Raw genomic sequence first — 15112 nt, forward strand, 5'->3', positions numbered from 1 at the left:
TGCCGGTGCTCCTATTTATTTGCGTAGCTCTTGCTGCCACTGCTTGAATGTTTCTACCTGTTCAGCGATCAGCTCACGCTTTTCGTTGCGTCCTAGATAGATTTTAAAAATGTTATTCCCTTGTTCACAGAAGAAGCCAAAGTAGTGACTCTCACGTCCCATGAACGGTTTGCTAACTAACGCGATATTTTTCACGTTGTCTAACTTAAGGTGACCATGAAGCTCGCCTTCTTTACCCATCAGGTTGTAGTAGCCTCTAGCAACTTTGCCTTTCGGGAATGGAGCCTTCACTTCAAAGATTGAACCGAACGAATGAACAATGGTTGTCACTGGGCCAAAACCGACCAGGTTTTCCAAGACAGACTGAGCCTGCTCTCCCGGAGCCAAAGCAATCATCTCTTCTGGTAGAGCCGCTACCGCTTCGAATTCAGACACCTCTAAACGCTCTGCAATTGCAGCAGGTAGAAGTGTCGGTTCTTGCTCTATCAGTTGAGCGACTTGTTGTTTTAGTGCTTCCATAATAATTCCACTTAGAGTGCCACTTTGTGTGACACGGTTACTTCAGAATGTGTTTTTTGCAATGCTTGAATGCAAGCTTGCGCCAGACTGACTGCCCAGAAGCTGCCAGCTAAAGTCAATGCTAGATAATCCCCTTCAATACGGGCTAAGCCTTTGTTCTGCCATACTTCAAACAGTGGCATAAAGAACTCAAACGTATCTTTGCCTGCTAATAAAGGTAGTTGATGACGCCTAACGACACCTTTGTCGAAACCAGATTTAATGGCAGCAAACAAAGGTTCCAGAGCATGTTGCTTGGTCATCATCGCGACGACTGAATCACCAGACTTCATCGCGTTCATGTAAGTTTCTAATGTACGGTGGTTCATCATTCCGTAACCACCAATGTTGCCACCAGCGCCACAGCCGATAGGTAATACTTCAGCGTATGTTTTGGCTAGGCTGTTGTACTGGCTGCGCTCTCGATTGTCTCTTGCCCAGTGATTAACACTTAGCTGGCGCATATAATGTTTGTCCATAAAAGCGACGCCAAGTTCATACATTGCTGCTTTATCTGGTGTCGTTGCTGGTGGTGGCATCTTGCCTTTTTCAACCAAATTCAGCATCGGCGCGGTTCCACCGACTACAAGCTGATAGAGATCTAACCCGTGAGCGCCTGTCGACATGAAATCATTCAAGTCCTGCTCGAATACATCTAGCGTCTGATACGGAAGACCGTATAGAAGGTCAAGAATGATTGGCGCTTCTTCGGTGGCAGCGAACTGCGCGACACGCTCCAGTACAACTTCACGATCGTCCAGACGTTTTGCACTACGGCGGACTTTGGTATCGAAACTCTGGATACCAAAGGAGAAACGGTTAAAGCCGCCTTCCAGAGCTCTTTCAAACATTTCTTCGCTGAATCGATTGATTCGCCCTTCTAAGGTGATCTCACAATCTGTAGACAGCGGGAAATGATGACGAATGGCTTTACCCAGACGTTCCACCTGCTCGGCCGAAAGATCGGTCGGTGTTCCACCACCAATATAAACCGCATGGAAAACACCGGTCTGTGTCCAAGGCAAAGCGCTCTTCAGTTTGATTTCATTAATCAGAGCTTCGAGGTAGTCATCGACCAGTTTTCGGCTCGCAGCATTTTGGAAGAAATTGCAGAAAGTACATCGGACCCGGCAGAAAGGAATATGAATGTATAGGCAACGCTTTTTGTTACGTTGACCTTGTTGTTCATACAAGGTGTTGAGAAGTGGCACTTTTTGCTCAGGCATGATGGGAGATGCCATACCGCCCGCATGAGCAGAATGCTTTTTGGGGAACGCAAATCGCAACGGATCAGGCGTATCCTCTCCCAAAATCGATTCATCAAATTTATCAATATTTAACATCACATAACATCTCTTAACGCTTATTCCACAAGGGCTCGCGCTAAATCTTTCAAAACTGCCAACGATCATAAAATGGCGCAAATGATAATGCAATTGATAATTGATCTTATTTCGATTGTAAGTAATAATCTCATTCCATGTTGTAAAAAATGATTCATTCGCGAGGCTGGTAGTGAACCTAAAAAGATATGCGATAGCAGGAGGCGTTTCCCTTGCTCTTCATACCGCAATTCTCTTTGTCGCTGATGAACCAAAGCTTCATGCGATGCCTGCTGGTGCGCAATCTTCCACGGTCTCTATCAATTTCAAAGCCGTACCCACTCCACAACCACCAGCAGAACCGGAGCCTGTCGCTGAACAACCCGTAGAAGCACCTGAGCCTCCTAAACCAGTTGAGCCGGCGAAAGTCGAACCGCCAGTGAAAAAGCCGGTGGTGAAAGAGAAGCCGGTAGTAAAGAAAGAGGCACCTAAACAACAGAAAAAGGTGGTTGAGAAAAAGACTGACAAACCCGTTAAGAAAACAACGCAGAAGAAGCCACAAGAACAGCCTGTTGCTAAAAAAACTGTAGAAAAGCCAGAAAAGAAAAAAGAGGTTGTCGAACAAACGAAACCTCAACCTGCTGAGGTAAACCAAGGCGTTAGCCAAGAACCAGTCCTGGTAAACAGACCTAGCTTCTTATCTAAACCGACTCGACCTGTCTATCCAAGACTTGCACAGAAAAGAAAGCTTGAAGGCGTAGCTATGTATGAAGTCTGGCTGGATGAAAACGGTGATCAGGTCAGACAAATCTTAATTTCTTCTTCCGGAGCAACCATCTTGGATAACTCTGCTCTGAAAGCCATCAAAAAGTGGAAATTTTCCCCGCACATCGTTAACGGACAAAAAATGGCCCACCGCGTCAGATTACCCGTTCGCTTTAAATTGGATTAACAATGGAACAACTACATCAATTACAAGAACAGCTTGGCCTGATGACATGGCCACTGATCATTTGTTCAGCATTAACCGTTATGATCATCACCGAACGTTTGTTTCAAGTCATGATCAGTTTGGGCGTGGGTAAGCGCGCTATCCGCAATGAGCTCAACCAAATTTCCCCTTCCGACAAGCAGCAACTAGAAACCCTAGCAGAGAAACTCTCTCCACGCCGCCCACTGCTATATAAAGGCGTAGCGATGCTGTTAGCCCACCATTCGTTTTCCAAAGTTTTGCGTGAAGATGCCGCGGGTATGTGGCTTCAGGAAAAGCGTCATCAACTCAATTCCGGTCTTCGTTTGCTGACTCTCATCGGTGTGATCAGCCCATTGATTGGCCTGCTGGGGACGGTACTTGGCCTTATAGAAATGTTCAAAGGCGTTGCCGCATCAACGGGCAGTATTACACCCAACGATCTCGCTGACGGTCTTGGTTTAGCAATGCGCACAACCGCTGCTGGCCTGCTGATCGCCCTACCTGCCATTGCGGGCGCTCAGTTGCTTGGCCTGTGGGCGGATAAAGTCATGGCGAAACTAGAACACACTCTCAACTACGTTAACTTGTGGTTGGAGGGCATCAGTCTCCAACACGTTTCACCTCAGGTATCAGCGAAAACCCCAATACCAGTGACCGAGGCGTCATCATGATTAAAGTATCACAAGAGAAGAGTAACTTCGGTCTAACTCCTGATCTCACTCCTCTACTGGATATTATTTTTATCGTCATGGTGTTCCTGATGCTCACCGCAGCCGTCAAGCTCGATTCACTGGAAGTCGATCTTCCAACGACTGACTCACAAGCGGTCGCGGAAGTGGATACTAAGTCTATTACCGTCAATATTCTCGAAAATGAGCCCTACTGGGCAATCAATGGCAAAGAATACATTGATTGGGAAAACTTCAAACTTGCTCTGCTGGAAGAGCATAAATCAAACAATCATCCGATAGTGATTGGTGCAGAGAAAACCGCTGACGTGCAATACCTCGTCAAGCTACTCGCCTTCTTACAAGAAAACAGTATCCAGGCGACACAACTACTTACGGAAGAATTAAAACAATAGAGTCTATTATGCTTAAGAAAACATTGATCAAAGGAATTGCCGCCCTTTCCCTTTCTGCGGTTGCTGCAACAGCAATGGCGAATGAACGTATCATCAGCGCGGGTAGCGCTGTAACAGAACTAATCCTCGCCTTAGAGCAGCAAAACCAGCTGGTTGCCGTTGATGTCACTAGCGAACTACCACAAGATCTAGAGCTTCCAAAGATTGGTTACCATCGCCGTTTGTCCTCTGAAGGCTTGATGGCACTCAACCCAACACGATTGATTGGTTCCGATGAAATGGGGCCAGAAACGAGCCTTAGCCAGCTAAAAACCGCTGGTGTTGAAGTCGATATCGTCAATACCCTACCAACTCCTGAAGGCTTGCTGGAACGCATTGATGAAATCGCGGCGCTAACCGATAGCCAGAAGAACGCTGAAGCGCTCAAAGCGGAAGTAAACCAACAGATTTCGAGCCTTGAGAAAAACAAAGCTCAAACCAAAGAAGCCAAAAAAGTCCTGTTTCTGCTGATTCATGAAGGACGCCCGGCCAATGTAGCGGGAGCAAGCACAACACCAAATGCAATCATCGAGCTGGCGGGAGGCATTAACCCAGCGGCAAGTAAGCTGGATTCATACAAGCCACTGTCTACTGAAGCCATGGTAGAGATGCAACCTGATGTCATCTTGGTTAGTGGCCGTAGCTACGAGAAGATGGGAGGAGCTGATGCCATTCTGGCTAAAATGCCACTATTGGCGGCCACACCTGCTGGTCAATCAAAGAACATTATTACTGTTGACGGCCATGCACTTGTCGGCGGCCTTGGTTTGAAGAGTCTTTCTGAAGCTGAGCGCCTAAGCCAGATCCTGACTACCGTAGAATAAACGCCCGTATTTATGTTGTTACGTCGTATTCCTCTATCCGCAATTCTAACGCTGTTCGGCTCCATACTGGCGCTGACAGCGCTAACCTCTGTGACTGTTGGTCCAATGAACATCAGTTTTATGGACAGCGTATACAGTCTGATTATTCGCTCTAACGATCTCGCGCCTCACATCAATATGGTCATTCACGAGATTCGTTTCCCTAGAACCGTGCTTTGCATGTTGGTAGGTGCCATATTGGCGATTTGCGGCACAGTGATGCAAGGGCTGTTTCGTAACCCACTCGCAGAGCCGGGCATCATTGGTGTCTCTGCCGGTGCTTCTTTGGGGGCCGCTTTCGCGATCGTGATGTTTGCAAGATTCAGTATTGATTATCCTCAATTAATGAACTTTGCCGCCGTACCTCTTTTCGCTTTCTTTGGTGGTGCTCTGACAACCATCATGGTGTATAAGCTCGGGACCAGCAAAATGGGAACGTCAGTGACTATCATGCTCCTAGCAGGCGTGGCGATCAGTGCTTTGTCTGGCGCTGGTATCGGCTTTATGAGTTTTGTCGCCAATGATCAGATGCTTCGGGATTTATCGCTGTGGCAAATGGGCTCTCTGGCTGGCGCTAACTGGACCAGCATTGTGCTTTGTGCCGTCACTCTATTGATACTGATGGTTATTTTTATGCGCAAAGCTATGCCTCTCAACGCCTTATTGCTGGGTGAGGCAGAGGCCAACCACCTTGGTATCCCCGTACAGAAGCTCAAACGCCAACTCATACTGCTTACTGCCATTGGTGTCGGCGTGACAGTAAGCGTATCTGGCATGATCGGTTTCATTGGTTTGGTTATTCCGCATTTAGGTCGGATGCTTTCTGGCCCTGACCACCGTACCCTACTACCAATTTCTGCGTTGATGGGCGCATTGCTCCTCACCTTCGCTGATATGTTCTCTCGTGTTGCTTTTGCGCCCGCTGAACTCCCTGTAGGTATCGTCACCGCTATCATTGGCGCGCCATTCTTTATCTATCTGCTGTTCAAACAAAAAGGGAAGATCTTGTAATGGGAAAAGTTGTACTGTCCGGTGAAGGTATCTCAATGCGTTTTGGAAAACGCAAAGTTTTGGATGATGTGGATATCAAGATTAAAGCAGGAGAAGTGACTGCGTTACTTGGCCCCAATGGAGCAGGAAAGAGTACGTTGCTCAAATTGCTCTGTGGTGAAATCCCATCCAACAATAACATTCAGTATTTTGGTAAGCATCGAGAAGAGTGGCAAGCAGGCACACTAGCCAAACATCTTGGAATGCTGCCTCAACACAGCACCTTGAGCTTCCCGTTTCTGGCGCATGAGGTGGTTGAGCTAGGCGCCATTCCACTTAACCTGCCTAACAAAGAGACTCAAACGCTAGCAAAACAATACATGGAGATGACGGATGTTGGGCACCTTGCCGAGCGCCTCTACCCTTCTCTATCCGGTGGTGAAAAGCAACGCCTGCACCTCGCACGCGTATTAGTGCAATTATCTCACTCAGGCGACGAGAAAATTTTGATGCTCGATGAGCCGACATCTGCACTGGATCTAGCCCATCAACACAATACGCTGAAGATTGCTCGCCAACTCGCAGACGAGCAGAACACCGCCGTAGTCGTGGTCTTGCATGACCTCAATTTGGCTGCTCAATATTCTGATCGCCTTGTGGTACTGCACGACGGAGGGCTGGTGTGTGACGCAACACCTTGGGAAGCTCTGACATCCGAAATGATTGAATCCGTCTACGGCTATAAGTCTTTGGTAGACAAACATCCATCACTGGATTTCCCCATGGTTTACCCAGCAGCATAAAAGTAAGGAGCGCATCAAGCGCTCCTTTTCATTGGTTGATTAAGCCGTCGCTGGACACGGTGCTTGGCGTTGCTTTTTGTTTAACTTGTAAGCGAATAGAGATAGCAATAGATACGCTAGCACTATCGCGAACAAGCAGACATAAAAAGCACTGTAGTAACTGAGTAGCTCTCCAACAATGCCAACGGCTAAACTGGCGGCTAACATACTAACGTTGAGTAAATTTGAAAACAGCGTTGATGCAGTTCCCAACCTGTCACGCATCATGTCCTGTAGCGCAACCATTCCCAACGTTGCACAACTGCCAATGAAAATGCCATTGAAGATCTGGGCAGCAATCAGCATGGCTTTGTCTGTTGCCATCAACATGGTCATAAAGAACAAACAACCACTCACCAAACCGACCGACATAACACGTACGGTACCGAACCTAGCAGCCAGCTTTCCGGCGTAGAACATGACTGGGATCTCGCACAACGCTGCCACTCCAAACAGCACTCCAAGCCAGTTTGCTTCCACTTTTAACTCCTGAGACAAATAGAGCGGCATACTGACGATGTATAAGTTGTTTGCCGCAAAGGCGAACACCACAACAAAGGCATACAACACAATCAGAAAGTTTATTGAACTAGGAGCTGTCACTTTATCTTTTTCTTCGATATCAGGCTTTACAACACTATCTGGCAGGTAGCATGCAATAACGACAATCGCTGTACAGACAATAAAGGCAGACGCAGCAAAAGAAGCATTGAAACCAAACTGTGCTTTAAGGATAAACGCCACCGGAGGGCCAAATACCCAAGCAATCGCAATCCCTGCCCGCATTATCGACAAAAAGCTGGTGCTATCTTCAAACCGACTGTCGCCATACTCTCTGCCTAGCGCAAACAATTGACCAAAAGAAGCACCACTGACACTGCCAAACAGCGTCACAACCACTATCGCTAACCAAAATTCGCGAATAAAGATAAAGCTCACCACGGTCACCAAATAGCAGCTCAACGACACAATCAGTATTCGCTTTCTTTGCCAACCCTGATCGGAGTAGCGGGCTATGACCTGCGAGACAATCACTGAGCTAACAACCGCTGTCACCATGTAAGCAGACAGCATCATTGGAGAAGCCCCTAAAGCTTCCACTATAAACAGGCTCGAAAGCGGGTAAAAAAAGGCACCACAAAGCCCAGAAATGAAGGCTGTGATTATAAAAAGTATCGCGGTTCTGTCTTTATGCATATTCTGCTCTTTATACTATCTGGAGATAGAAATTCACTTTAGAAAACCGCTTAAGTTTAAATAGTATCGTACGGCTAAATTAATAGTATTCGACCTACATCTGATACTTTTCCACCAATAGATGTATTTTCATTGACAGTTTTCGCGCAGTTTCATTAGCCTAATAAGGTGTCAGGGGAGAACTTCGAATTGAAACCGTTTATAGAAAACATCAGCAATCACCCTAGCTTTAACTGGTTGGTCAAACACTATTGTTGCGATGTTATCAAGCAAGAGTATGCCTGTGCCTGGCACTACCATTCTGAATATGAACTGGTGCTCTACCTAGATCCGCACGACGCCTTTGAAGGTAATTACTTTGCGGGCGATGCCGTAGGTAAGATCGACCACAACACACTGCTGCTGTACGGGCCGGGGTTGCCGCACATGCTAAGTGGTCGTTTGTCACGAGAGGAACAAGGCACTCATCACACCGTTGTCATCTGGTTTAAACACCAATGGCTAGAGAAACTGCAAGAGCTGATTCCAGAAGCCCATCACTTTAAACGCATATTGGCAGAAGCCGCCTACGGAGTCAGGTTTAGTAAGGAAACCGCCCAGAGAGTCCACGTCATTACTCAAGACTTAGAGCAACAATCCCTGCCAATACAGGCCGTCAGAGTCATGGAGATTGTTTTGCTCCTAGTGGAAGATCAAACTCGGCAAACCTTATCATCGACTCCCTACCATTTACACCGCTTTGAAGATGATAAAGAGTCCTATCAAAGAATTCAGCAAGCTAGGTTCTATATAGAGGAGCACTACGCCCGCCCTATTAAGGTTTCCGATCTTTGCCAACTTCTTCATATGAGTGAGAGCTCTTTGTATCGCATGTATGAAAAGCATTTTGGGGTGAGTTTTTCCGAACATTTGAAGCAGTATCGAATAGGCAAAGCGTGTGAGTTGCTCGCAAGTTCTGCAAAACCAATCGCGCTAATTGCCGAACTGACAGGTTTTCAGAATCTTTCTAACTTCAATCGCCAGTTTAAAACCATGAAAGGCATAACGCCTTCAGCATTTCGTAAGCAATTTCTGTAATACTGCCCAACTTAGGCCGTCACCTTAATCAATACGGCTCACTGACATTGACACAACAACACTACACACACCCAGACTGTTATGTTATAACATTTCGATAATTTCATAGATAACACCTGCTATGCTTTCAAAACGCTCTCTACTAGCACTCATCGCTGTCACTTGTTTTTCCATCGCTGCATTCATTCAAGTTGAAACAACCAAAGAAACACCCTCACCTGAAGTTAAAATCCCCATAGTCCCCTACCAATCTCTTCCCGATGCGGTGACTCCAAAGTTTCAACCGATGAAAGTCCACTACATCGTGAAAGTAGGTGACACATTAAGTTCAATTTTCTCAGCTTGGCATCTGCCTTATCAGACGCTACAACACATTCTAGAAGCCGATCTGGTTTCACTTAAGCTGGATACGATCAAACCCGGCGATCATTTAGAGTTCGTTATTGATAATGAAACACGCAAACTCAACGCACTGATCTTCCATGAGAGTTTGGTAGAGCAAGCAATTTACGAAAAAGACGACAGTGGGCAATTTAGCTATCGTTTTGATGAACAGCCCGGTAGCTGGCGTTCAAAGCTCTACTCTGGTGAGGTCAATGGAAGCTTCTCTGTGGCGGCGCATCGCCTAGGATTAAGCACAACGCAAATCGCAAACATCACACGAGTGTTAAGGGACAAGGTAAATTTTGCTCGTGATCTGCGCGCGGGTGATTCGTTCAACATTCTAGTTAAGGAACAGTACCTCGATGATCATAAAACAGGGAATGCCGAAATTGAGGGAATTTCCTTGTCGATGCGAAGTCACGAAATAGCCGCTTTTCTCGCTGACGATGGACGCTTTTATGACAGAGAAGGTAATAGCTTAGAACAAGCCTTTGATCGATACCCGATAACCAAAGCCTATCGCCGTATCACTTCGCCTTTTAACCCTAAAAGGAGGCACCCGGTCACAGGCAGAATTTCACCTCATAACGGCACCGATTTCGCAACGCCGGTCGGCACTCCAATCTACTCAACGGGAGATGGAAAAGTGATTGCTGTACGAAACCACCCTTATGCAGGCAAATATCTGGTTATCGAGCATAACAGCGTATACAAAACCCGTTACCTACATCTCAGCCGTTTTCTGGTTAAAAAAGGGCAACACGTGAAGAGAGGACAGAAGATCGCCCTGTCCGGAGCAACAGGTCGTTTAACGGGGCCACACCTTCACTTTGAAGTACTGGTGAGAAACCGAGCCGTTGACCCGATGAAAGCCAATCTACCGTTAGCGACTTCTATTCCTAAAAGCATGTCAGCGGCATTCACAGATCGAGTTGCCAGCTTTGACGCAAGTGTTGCCGCGCGGCAAAAGAGTCTAAAGAAAGAGGCTTAGAAAAGCAGAAGGACAAAGAGCTAGTCTCACCCGATAAATTCAGATGAGCTAAGTTCAGACTAATAGACCAGATACGAAAAAACCGCTGTATAAACAGCGGTTTTTTATCGAAAGTGGCGGAGAGATAGGGATTTGAACCCTAGATACGCTATTAACGTATGCCGGTTTTCAAGACCGGTGCTTTCAACCACTCAGCCATCTCTCCGTTGCGGGACGTATACTAGGTATTGGCATGAGTTTTGTAAAGGATTAATTTGCAGTTATCTGTTTAAGTGACGACAAACTAACCATCTGGTTTTTTGGACAAAGACGACAAAAAGAAGGCAAGTTTACTGCGTAAATACTCTAAACTGCATTTTCTAATAAAATAATGTTTTATTAGAAAACCTTTGATTTATATAAGAAATAGCGCTTTGAGATAACACATGTACGCCCGAAAGTCATTGCACATAATTGTGAAGTATTTCAAAATTAACGGGTTGACCTTTATCAATATAAGATTTCTGAGGTTTATATGAAAGTCGCAGACCTATTTAAACATCGTGGTGATAAGCAGCACTCAGAGCTCATGCAATGGGTTTCTCCTGCTGTACGTGAATATTGGGGTGAGTTTTTACACAAGACAAACAACCGCCACCTGTTTACTCGCCTCAGAGATCTGCAACGTCCAGCAGTCAACGATGAAGTGCAGGCACCTGCCGTGTCACCTAAAGCTGAGCCAAAGCCTATTGAGTTGAAGCCAGAAGCACAAAAACTGTTTGACGAACTGCAAGACAAACTTGGTGAAGTTATTCATACAGGTGACTGGCTCGACATGTCTCAGGAGCGCATTAACCAGTTTGGTCAGGTAACGGAAGATATGCAGTGGATCCACACCGATCCTGAGCGTGCTGAAAGCGAATCTCCATTCAAAACGACCATCGCGCATGGTTTTTTGACACTAGCAATGCTGCCAAAATTAACTGACAGTGTCGATCCGGACCACTCGTTATTCCCAACGGCAAAAATGGTGGTGAATATTGGTCTTAATCAGGTTCGTTTTCCGTACCCAGTTAAAGCCGATAGCCGAGTTCGTGCAGTAAGCCGACTATCGAAAATAACGCCAATTCGCAAAGGCTTAGAAATAGAGCGCGAAATTAAAGTAGAAATCGAAGGGGTTCGTCGCCCTGGTGCCGTGGTGGTATCCGTGATTCAGTTGCACTTTTAAAGACTGACCGTTTAAAAAAGGAGAGCCGAAGCTCTCCTTTTTTGTTTCCATCATTTACTGATTGGTGTGTAGCCATACTCGCTGATCAGAGCTTTGGCTTCTTTACCTTTCAGGTACTGGATAAAAGACTGAGCATCTTTACCTAAGTTTGCTTTTTTGTATAACACAAGAAACGGACGTGAAAGCTCATACTTGCGGTTAGCAATCGTCTGGCTGCTCGCTTCAACACCTTCAAATTGAATCGCCTTGATTGAGCTGTCGACAGAACCAGTCGATATGAATCCAATTGCCTGCTTATTGTGGTTCACAATGGTCTTCACCATGCTGTTGCTATTGACCACTAAGTTGTCTGGGTTGATATCAGAGACCTGACGACCGTTGACGATCTTAGTTAATCCAAGCAGGCTCTCGAAGCTGTAACGCGAGCCTGAAGACGCTTCACGCGTTACCACGGCAATTTTCTGATCGGCACCACCTATCTCTTTCCAGTTTGTGATTTTGCCTTTATAGATATCAAACAGCTGCTCACGGCTCACGTTCTGAACCGGATTCGACTTGTTCACGACAACCGCCAAACCATCAAACGCCAATGGAGTTACTGTGAGAGTTTCATCCTGCTCGCTCTCCGTCAGGTATCTTGAACTCATCCCGATGTCAGCCACGCCCTTTTTAAGCAAAGTGATACCAGCTGAAGAACCGATGCCCTGAACGGCAATATAAGTATCAGGGTGAGTGGTGTTGAAATCTTCTGCCAAAACGTCCATTACGCGTGCCACGGACGTTGAACCAGACACATTGACTTCACTCGCTAGCGCAGGAAAAGTGAGTAAGGAAGAGGACAATATTGCCGCCAGCGCAACACGAATCATAATAATCTCCAATCTGATGCGGATAAGTTAACTGGCGCTATCATATTTCGATTAGATGACATTTTTGTGAAAACCTATGCAGACTCTTCATATTCTTGTACATACTATGAATAGGTTAGCGGAAATAATGGAGCCGGTATGGGACTGGTCAGTTTGCTGCAAAAACAAGTAGAGAGCCGCGCACAAGTCATTTGTGAACAGCGTAATAAAAGCTTGCCTGCCGAGTTAGGTAAAGCGAGTTATGAAGTGACGGATAACGGAGTCGTGTTCATTAAACAGCACTTTTTGCTGGATTCAGCCCATTGTGACTACATGTTGCCTGTGGCTAAAGTGCAATGGAACGATGAACACAGTACATGGCTGCTATTTATGGCTGACGAATTGAAAGAAGAGAATTGGTTGCCCTACCCTTATCTAGCACAAAGCCATGATCTTACAGCCATTATGCGTGAAGTGGACAAAGATCCTAAATCAGTATTCTGGGAAGACTAATCTATACTTAGTCTAATTTAATCATAAAATCACGATCAAAAAAGGGCGCTTTGAGCGCCCTTTTGTTTATCAAGAATCGAATTATTCCGCTGGTGTTTCTGCCGCTTCAGGTGCCTTTACGTCTTCAAAGACTTGAGTTGGCTTCGCGACAATACTGCGTGTTTCTTGGTTTACATCATTCAATACCAATTCAACCACATCACCCAAACGATAGATAACTTCCTTATCGATAGATACAGTACCCGCTTCACCATTACATTCTAGACGTTCTTTGTTTGCCAGAATCAAAGAGCCTGGAACAAACGCCGCGGCACCATTTTCAATCAGGCGAACGCGAATGCCTGCGCGAGACACGTCAAAGATTTCGCCATTAAATACCGTCTCTTTTGCCGGTTCTTCAGCTAACGTGCGGGCATACAACCAATCACCAACATTGCGCTCTGCAATCTTATGGTGTTTACGATGCAGTGCGAGTTCTTCGCCAACACTTTCATCCGCTGTTTGTACAGGCGCTTTACCTAGAATGTGTGCTTTCAGCATACGGTGGTTAATCATGTCACCGTACTTACGAATTGGAGAGGTCCATGTTGCGTACAGCTCTAAGCCCATTGCATAGTGAGACAAAGGTTGGTTACCAATTTCGCTGTAAGCTTGGTATTTACGGATACGGTTATCGAGGTAACTTGTCTCTTGTTTTGCCAACCAGCGACGAAGTTCCGCAAATCCTTCCAGAGTCACCACACTTTCAGCAGTAAACGGCAACTCACCTTCAGGGTTAACCAGCTCAATCACGTCAGCGATCTTTTCTGGTTTGAAACCTGCGTGAGTATTAAATACACCTGAATCAAAGCTTGCCTTCAGCGCTTTACCTGCACAGATGTTTGCCGTAATCATAGACTCTTCAACCAAGCGATTCGCCGAGCGACGCATGTCAGCATGGATAGCCACGACATCGTTGTCTTCACTTAACTCAAACCGGTAGTCAGGGCGATCTGGGAACACTACTGCGTGTGTTTCACGCCACTCAGCGCGAGCTTTAGAAAATTCGTACAAGTCACGAACAATTTCAGCAATCTCTTCCGTAGGCTGCCACGCTTCAGATTGACCTGTTTCAAGCCAATCAGATACATGGTCATAAGCCAGGCGTGCGTGAGATTTGATGTTCGCAGCGAAGAACTTAACGTCATCGCCAATAACACCATCTTTGCTGATTGTTACAGTACAGCAAAGTGCCGGACGTTCTTCGTTCTCGATAAGAGAACAGAGTTCATCAGCCAAATCACGCGGTAGCATCGGGATGTTACGACCCGGTAGATAAATGGTAAAGCCACGCTCTCGGGCGACCTTGTCCATATCACTGTCCGGCGTGATATAAGCCGTTGGATCGGCAATCGCAATTGTCAGCTCAAAATCGCCAGATTCAGTCTTCTTCGCGTACAGTGCATCGTCCATATCTTTGGTTGATTCACCATCGATAGTCACAAACGGCACATGCGTCATGTCGACGCGTTCTAATTCCGAGTCATCTTTGATTTCCCAGTTGTCGATACCTGCAGGTTCACTGTTTGGTAAATCATTTTGCGCTAACGTTACCCACCAAGGTGCGATTTTGTCGTCCGCATCAGTGATCTTCTCTGAAATTTCGACAAAAAAGCCGTTATCGCCTTTCAGTGGGTGGCGAATTAAATGCGCAACAACCCAGTCACCTTCTTTAAAGTCGTCACTTTTCAGGCCTTTTTTGACCCTAGCTTTCAAAGAGAGTTTTTTAAGCTGTGGGTAATCAGGCGCAACATTCAGTTTGCCTTTAAACAATTTAACGCGGCCGATAAAGCGAGTAACGCCTTGTTCCAACAGCTCTTCTGGCTCCGCCACTTCGCGCTCTTTTTCCGTGCGAATGATGGCTTTTACTTTGTCACCATGCATGCATTTTTTCATGTATGGCGGCGGAATAAAGAAGCTGGTCTTGCTGTCGACTTCTAAGAAACCAAAGCCTTTTTCAGTCGCTTTGATCGTGCCTTCCTTCTTCGGAAGGGTTTCCTGGATTTGCTGCTTAAGTTGAGCCAGTAGAGGGTTATCTTGGAACATTTTAACTTCTAACTAATTCGTTCTTTATTCCGAATGCCAAACGCATGCGGCGCTATGTTGTCCCCAAGTCAATAAGCTTTCGTCACGAGGTAGTGACGAGCCCATTTTTGGGAGTCAATCTATTGCGCCACATGGTACT

The 15112-nt window shown here is 46.1% G+C and carries 15 protein-coding genes and 1 tRNA gene; 10 read left to right on the forward strand and 6 right to left on the reverse strand.

Annotated features, from left to right (window positions below; translation table 11 throughout):
• Positions 1-15: 15 nt before the first annotated feature.
• A complete protein-coding gene (gene hutX / locus IX95_RS07180; RefSeq protein ID WP_019277742.1) occupies positions 16-519 on the reverse strand; it encodes a heme utilization cystosolic carrier protein HutX in 504 nt (167 codons plus the stop codon).
• A gap of 11 nt (positions 520-530) precedes the next feature.
• Positions 531-1901 carry a heme anaerobic degradation radical SAM methyltransferase ChuW/HutW gene (gene hutW / locus IX95_RS07185; protein ID WP_038158272.1) on the reverse strand — a complete coding sequence of 457 codons (1371 nt, stop codon included), beginning with the start codon at positions 1899-1901 and terminating at the stop codon, positions 531-533.
• Between the two features lie 172 nt (positions 1902-2073).
• Here hutW and IX95_RS07190 point away from each other — a divergent pair, with 172 nt between their 5' ends.
• Genes IX95_RS07190 through IX95_RS07215 form a run of 6 tightly spaced genes read left to right on the forward strand, consistent with a single transcriptional unit; the run spans position 2074 to position 6632 of the window.
• Positions 2074-2832, forward strand: coding sequence for an energy transducer TonB (locus tag IX95_RS07190; protein WP_038158274.1), 759 nt, complete (start codon positions 2074-2076; stop codon positions 2830-2832).
• A gap of 2 nt (positions 2833-2834) precedes the next feature.
• Positions 2835-3524: a MotA/TolQ/ExbB proton channel family protein gene (locus IX95_RS07195; RefSeq protein WP_038158276.1), complete on the forward strand. Its 690-nt coding sequence runs from the start codon at positions 2835-2837 to the stop codon at positions 3522-3524.
• Complete coding sequence (locus IX95_RS07200; RefSeq protein ID WP_038158278.1) at positions 3521-3937, forward strand: ExbD/TolR family protein; 417 nt, start codon at positions 3521-3523, stop codon at positions 3935-3937. Before IX95_RS07195 ends, IX95_RS07200 begins: the two co-directional genes overlap by 4 nt.
• An 8-nt stretch (positions 3938-3945) precedes the next feature.
• On the forward strand, positions 3946-4800 hold the full coding sequence (locus IX95_RS07205) for a heme/hemin ABC transporter substrate-binding protein (RefSeq protein ID WP_038158280.1): 855 nt from the start codon (positions 3946-3948) through the stop codon (positions 4798-4800).
• A gap of 12 nt (positions 4801-4812) precedes the next feature.
• Positions 4813-5850: a FecCD family ABC transporter permease gene (locus IX95_RS07210; protein WP_038158282.1), complete on the forward strand. Its 1038-nt coding sequence runs from the start codon at positions 4813-4815 to the stop codon at positions 5848-5850.
• Positions 5850-6632 (forward strand): heme ABC transporter ATP-binding protein, encoded by a 783-nt coding sequence (locus IX95_RS07215; protein WP_038158284.1) that lies wholly within the window; start codon positions 5850-5852, stop codon positions 6630-6632. The genes IX95_RS07210 and IX95_RS07215 overlap by 1 nt, the downstream gene beginning before the upstream one ends.
• A 39-nt stretch (positions 6633-6671) precedes the next feature.
• Here IX95_RS07215 and IX95_RS07220 read toward each other — a convergent pair whose 3' ends face one another.
• Complete coding sequence (locus IX95_RS07220) at positions 6672-7868, reverse strand: sugar efflux transporter (RefSeq protein ID WP_038158285.1); 1197 nt, start codon at positions 7866-7868, stop codon at positions 6672-6674.
• Positions 7869-8057: 189 nt separating this feature from the next.
• On the opposite strand from IX95_RS07220, the gene IX95_RS07225 reads away from it, so the two are divergent.
• Both IX95_RS07225 and IX95_RS07230 read left to right on the forward strand, forming a co-directional pair.
• Complete coding sequence (locus tag IX95_RS07225) at positions 8058-8945, forward strand: helix-turn-helix domain-containing protein (RefSeq protein WP_038158287.1); 888 nt, start codon at positions 8058-8060, stop codon at positions 8943-8945.
• 121 nt (positions 8946-9066) lie between these two features.
• Positions 9067-10320 carry a peptidoglycan DD-metalloendopeptidase family protein gene (locus IX95_RS07230; RefSeq protein ID WP_038158288.1) on the forward strand — a complete coding sequence of 418 codons (1254 nt, stop codon included), beginning with the start codon at positions 9067-9069 and terminating at the stop codon, positions 10318-10320.
• Between the two features lie 114 nt (positions 10321-10434).
• Here the strand turns inward: IX95_RS07230 and IX95_RS07235 are convergent.
• A tRNA-Ser gene (locus IX95_RS07235) sits at positions 10435-10525 on the reverse strand.
• 309 nt (positions 10526-10834) lie between these two features.
• Between IX95_RS07235 and IX95_RS07240 the strand changes: the two genes are divergently transcribed.
• Positions 10835-11527 (forward strand): MaoC family dehydratase, encoded by a 693-nt coding sequence (locus tag IX95_RS07240; RefSeq protein ID WP_038158289.1) that lies wholly within the window; start codon positions 10835-10837, stop codon positions 11525-11527.
• Between the two features lie 50 nt (positions 11528-11577).
• Here the strand turns inward: IX95_RS07240 and IX95_RS07245 are convergent, their stop codons facing one another.
• Positions 11578-12396 (reverse strand): phosphate ABC transporter substrate-binding protein, encoded by an 819-nt coding sequence (locus IX95_RS07245; protein WP_006960614.1) that lies wholly within the window; start codon positions 12394-12396, stop codon positions 11578-11580.
• Positions 12397-12534: 138 nt separating this feature from the next.
• Between IX95_RS07245 and IX95_RS07250 the strand changes: the two genes are divergently transcribed.
• Positions 12535-12888 carry a DUF3024 domain-containing protein gene (locus IX95_RS07250; protein WP_019277729.1) on the forward strand — a complete coding sequence of 118 codons (354 nt, stop codon included), beginning with the start codon at positions 12535-12537 and terminating at the stop codon, positions 12886-12888.
• A gap of 81 nt (positions 12889-12969) precedes the next feature.
• On the opposite strand, the gene rnb is transcribed toward IX95_RS07250, so the two are convergent.
• Positions 12970-14973 (reverse strand): exoribonuclease II, encoded by a 2004-nt coding sequence (gene rnb / locus IX95_RS07255; protein WP_038158290.1) that lies wholly within the window; start codon positions 14971-14973, stop codon positions 12970-12972.
• Positions 14974-15112: the final 139 nt, after the last annotated feature.

This window comes from Vibrio sp. B183, assembly GCF_000740665.1.
In the GTDB taxonomy this organism is placed as follows: Bacteria; Pseudomonadota; Gammaproteobacteria; order Enterobacterales; family Vibrionaceae; genus Vibrio; species Vibrio coralliilyticus.

Coding starts and splice junctions, on each gene's coding strand:
- hutX (WP_019277742.1), bottom strand. CDS start 519: ATGGAAGCACTAAAACAACAAGTCGCTCAACTGATAGAGCAAGAACCG.
- hutW (WP_038158272.1), bottom strand. CDS start 1,901: ATGTTAAATATTGATAAATTTGATGAATCGATTTTGGGAGAGGATACG.
- IX95_RS07195 (WP_038158276.1), top strand. CDS start 2,835: ATGGAACAACTACATCAATTACAAGAACAGCTTGGCCTGATGACATGG.
- IX95_RS07200 (WP_038158278.1), top strand. CDS start 3,521: ATGATTAAAGTATCACAAGAGAAGAGTAACTTCGGTCTAACTCCTGAT.
- IX95_RS07205 (WP_038158280.1), top strand. CDS start 3,946: ATGCTTAAGAAAACATTGATCAAAGGAATTGCCGCCCTTTCCCTTTCT.
- IX95_RS07210 (WP_038158282.1), top strand. CDS start 4,813: ATGTTGTTACGTCGTATTCCTCTATCCGCAATTCTAACGCTGTTCGGC.
- IX95_RS07215 (WP_038158284.1), top strand. CDS start 5,850: ATGGGAAAAGTTGTACTGTCCGGTGAAGGTATCTCAATGCGTTTTGGA.
- IX95_RS07220 (WP_038158285.1), bottom strand. CDS start 7,868: ATGCATAAAGACAGAACCGCGATACTTTTTATAATCACAGCCTTCATT.
- IX95_RS07230 (WP_038158288.1), top strand. CDS start 9,067: ATGCTTTCAAAACGCTCTCTACTAGCACTCATCGCTGTCACTTGTTTT.
- IX95_RS07240 (WP_038158289.1), top strand. CDS start 10,835: ATGAAAGTCGCAGACCTATTTAAACATCGTGGTGATAAGCAGCACTCA.
- IX95_RS07245 (WP_006960614.1), bottom strand. CDS start 12,396: ATGATTCGTGTTGCGCTGGCGGCAATATTGTCCTCTTCCTTACTCACT.
- IX95_RS07250 (WP_019277729.1), top strand. CDS start 12,535: ATGGGACTGGTCAGTTTGCTGCAAAAACAAGTAGAGAGCCGCGCACAA.
- rnb (WP_038158290.1), bottom strand. CDS start 14,973: ATGTTCCAAGATAACCCTCTACTGGCTCAACTTAAGCAGCAAATCCAG.